Raw genomic sequence first — 3,185 nt, 5'->3', positions numbered from 1 at the left:
GCGGTGGGGAAGGGGGTGTGGGGGTTGTGATCAGTCGACGAACTCCTTGAGGGGGTCGGTGTCCAGGGTGATGTTCACGGGGTCCGGGATCTTGATGGTCGCACCGAAGGGAAGCTTCTCCTCGTGGCGGTAGCGGCCGTCCTCAGGCTGGTTGAACACGATGACTGAGCAGTCGTCACGGTCGATGAGGAGGTATACGGGGATGCCTGCGGCCGCGTACCCGTCGGGCTTCTCAACCCGGTTGCGCTGATTCGTGCCGGAGTCGGACGACGTGACCTCCACCGCCATCAGTACTCCCCCGGCCTCGGACCACTCCCCATGCCCCTTGAGGCCGCCCTTGGGCATCAGGATCGCGCCCACGCGAGCGCGCCCCTTGCGGTAGGCCTCGGTCTTGAGGCCCCGCTCCGGATAGAGCCGGAGGTTGGGACGCAGTTGCATGCACCGCTCCAGTAGCCACATGTAGATCTCCGTGTGGTTGCCGTCCGGCACGGGCTTGACCTGGACCTTCCCCTTGATGAACTCCAGCCGCACAGTCTCGGGGGCATGGCGTTCCAACTGCTCGAATTCCTCGACGGACATCTGGGGCTGCTGCCGCTTCCCGACCGTCACGGCTTCCACCGCCTCGGCGGGAGGCCGTTCGCGATGCGGTCGCGGTTGTCGCGGTAGTGGTAGTGGACGCGGTCCTCGATCGGCACGGGGCGGAACGTGTCGGGCACGGGCCCGCCCGTACGGCGTTCCAGCTTCTGCTTCAGGAGGCGGGCCGTAGTGGTTCCCAGGTAGGCGATCTCCTCGAAACCCTTCTTGATCTCCTCCTCGCTCAGGTCCGGCTCCGCGCGGCATTCCTCGCAGATGCCGTTGATGATCTTCGCCGTCCGCTCGTCGGCGTCGCACGTGGCGCAGGCCATGAGCACGCGGGTCACACGGGCGCGGAGGGGGCGGGTCTCGGCGGCGTCGTTCTTCTTCGGGGGCATCTTCGTCTCCAGTCGGGTGCGGGCCAGTCCGCCCGGGTTCGTGACGGTGGGTGGTAGTCCGTCGGTCAGGGCGCGGGCCATGTCGGCCGGGGTGGCGCCTCGTGTCAGCCACTCGGCGGCGAGGGGTTCGAGGGCTCGGCACTCGGCTTCGGAGAGGGACATACGGGGGTCCCTGGCGCGGAGTTGGGCGAGTGCGCGGTACGCGGCGCTGGGCTCGGGGGTCAGGTCCGTGTCCGGGGTCGGGTCCGTCTCCGGCGTCCCGTCGATCTCGCTCTCGCTGTCGCTCTCCGGCGCAGGGGCCGGGGTCGGGGTCGGGTCTTCCGTCCTCGCCAGGCCCGGCTGGTAGTCGTGCGTTACGTCCCTGCCGTGGCGCTCGCGCGCGAACTCGGCCCACCACTGCGCCGACCTGGGCGTACGCGACCAGTACGTCCGCGTCACCCACCGCATCGAGTTGTCCTCGACGGTGATGTGTTCCTTGATCCAGCGCAGGTGGCCGGCCTCGGTGAGGCTCTTGAGCGACGTACGGCAGGCCTGCTGGCCGTAACGGGGATGCTCGGCCGCGATCACCTTGTGGCCCATGGCGTGGCCGTTGTCGAGGTGGTCGATGAAGACGGCGAACTCGGCGTCACGGGGGCTCAGGTGTGCGAAGTCCGGGTCCGCGTGCGGGTCTTCGTCACCCGTGGCGCGTTTTCCGTAGCCCGTATTGGCCATGGGGTGCGACGGGGACGGCAGGGCAGGGCTAGGCTGGGCGTAAGCCACGATCGAGTCTCTTTCGATCCGTAGGTCTAGGCCCCGGAGCCGGTGTTGGTAGCACCGACCGGGGCCGATCTATTTGCTGTTTGCCGTGAACCTAGAGTGACTTTACGTTGCGGCGCAAGCTGATCACGGGATGTCACCCGTTCGGGTTAAACCCCCCTCAACTCACTTACAGGCTTGGTTGGTTGGGTTGTTTTTCAACCAGCCCAGAACCCAAGAAAAGAGCTCGGGTCCCGGGGCTCAAGCTCCGGGCTGAACTGGGGAGACTCCGGAAAGGAACGCCGTCCAGGCGGGGGCGGGGAGGGCCAGTTCGGGACCCGTTGCGTTCTTGGAGTCGCGTATATGGACGGTCAACTGCGGTGCGGGGAGGGCGACCTCGACGCAGGCACCGCCTTCGTTGTCGCTGTAACTCGACTTGAACCACTTCAGCTGGTCACTCATGGCTGATCCACCATCCGTTCGACGAAACGGGCCGACTCAGCGGGGCTGAGAGCCTGCGTGCGGATCATGCTAAGCCGCTCGCTCACTCGGCTGACAACCTCCGGATCGGCCGAAAGTTCGCTGGCGAACGGGCCCTCTGAATAGGCGAACCGCTCGTGGTCGCGGGTCTCCAGCAGCACCATGGGCCCCATGAGTGCGTCGCTGGTGGCCCGTTCGAAGGGGAGCACCTGCACGGTTACGTTGCGCAGCCGGGACACCTCCAGCAGACGGCGCAGTTGTTCGGTGTCCACCTGGGGGCTGCGCAGCACCGCCTCATAGAGGACGAAGCTCAGGCCCACCGGCGGCTTCCGCTCCGTGAGGATCGCCTGCCGCTCGATGCGTCCCTCGATCCGCTCCTCCACCGTCTCCTCGTCCAGGGGCGGGCAGCGGTTCTCGATCAGCGTGCGCGCGTACCCCGGCGTCTGCAACAGCCCCGGGACGACCATGGTCTCGTACCACCAGAGGCTGATCGCCTCCTTCTCCCGCTCCATGAAGTCCTGCGCCCGCGACGGGAACTTCTCCTTGTTCAGGTAGTCCTTCGCCGCGCTCAGCATCCCCTCAGCCCGGCACATCCCATCGGCTACGTCGAGCACGCGCGGCGTCGGCATCCGAACGCCCTGCTCCATCGACTTGATGGTGTCCGGCGAATAGTTGGAGGCGGCGGCCAGCTCCTCGCGACTCACGTTGGCCTTGGTGCGCCAGCGCTTCAGCTGGTTCCCGCTGTACCGCCAGGCAACAGGCGGCGGCATGGAGTTGGCGTTGGACTGGCCTGACACAGCACCCACCTCCGACGGATACACCCCGGCGCGTATCACCTCAGTCACTACCGAGCGTAGCTTCGCGAACGCCACCGTGTGACCATGACCGACTCAATTCACCTGCCGGACTGGATCCCCGCGTCCGGTCACCAACTCCGCCTCACCGGCGTCCACTTCGACGCCGTACGCATCGAAGGCGTACGGCGTCGAAGTGGACGCC

General features: G+C 66.8%; 4 protein-coding genes. All 4 read right to left on the bottom strand.

Going from position 1 to position 3,185, the window contains the following annotated elements:
- Window positions 1-30: 30 nt before the first annotated feature.
- Entirely contained in the window at window positions 31-609 is a 579-nt protein-coding gene (locus tag JHN63_RS49400) for a Uma2 family endonuclease (protein WP_374223028.1), read from the bottom strand.
- Window positions 606-1,682, bottom strand: a complete 1,077-nt coding sequence (locus tag JHN63_RS49395; protein WP_200691677.1) for a hypothetical protein — start codon at window positions 1,680-1,682, stop codon at window positions 606-608. The genes JHN63_RS49400 and JHN63_RS49395 overlap by 4 nt, the downstream gene beginning before the upstream one ends.
- Before the next feature lie 285 nt (window positions 1,683-1,967).
- Window positions 1,968-2,168 (bottom strand): DUF397 domain-containing protein, encoded by a 201-nt coding sequence (locus JHN63_RS49390; RefSeq protein WP_200691676.1) that lies wholly within the window; start codon window positions 2,166-2,168, stop codon window positions 1,968-1,970.
- Complete coding sequence (locus JHN63_RS49385; protein ID WP_200691678.1) at window positions 2,165-2,956, bottom strand: helix-turn-helix transcriptional regulator; 792 nt, start codon at window positions 2,954-2,956, stop codon at window positions 2,165-2,167. Before JHN63_RS49385 ends, JHN63_RS49390 begins: the two co-directional genes overlap by 4 nt.
- Window positions 2,957-3,185: the final 229 nt, after the last annotated feature.

The sequence above is a fragment of the Streptomyces sp. MBT65 genome, from assembly GCF_016612545.1.
GTDB lineage: Bacteria > Actinomycetota > Actinomycetes > Streptomycetales > Streptomycetaceae > Streptomyces.
Note: the sequence above shows the minus strand (reverse complement) of the source record. Positions and strands in the feature narration are given on the sequence as shown.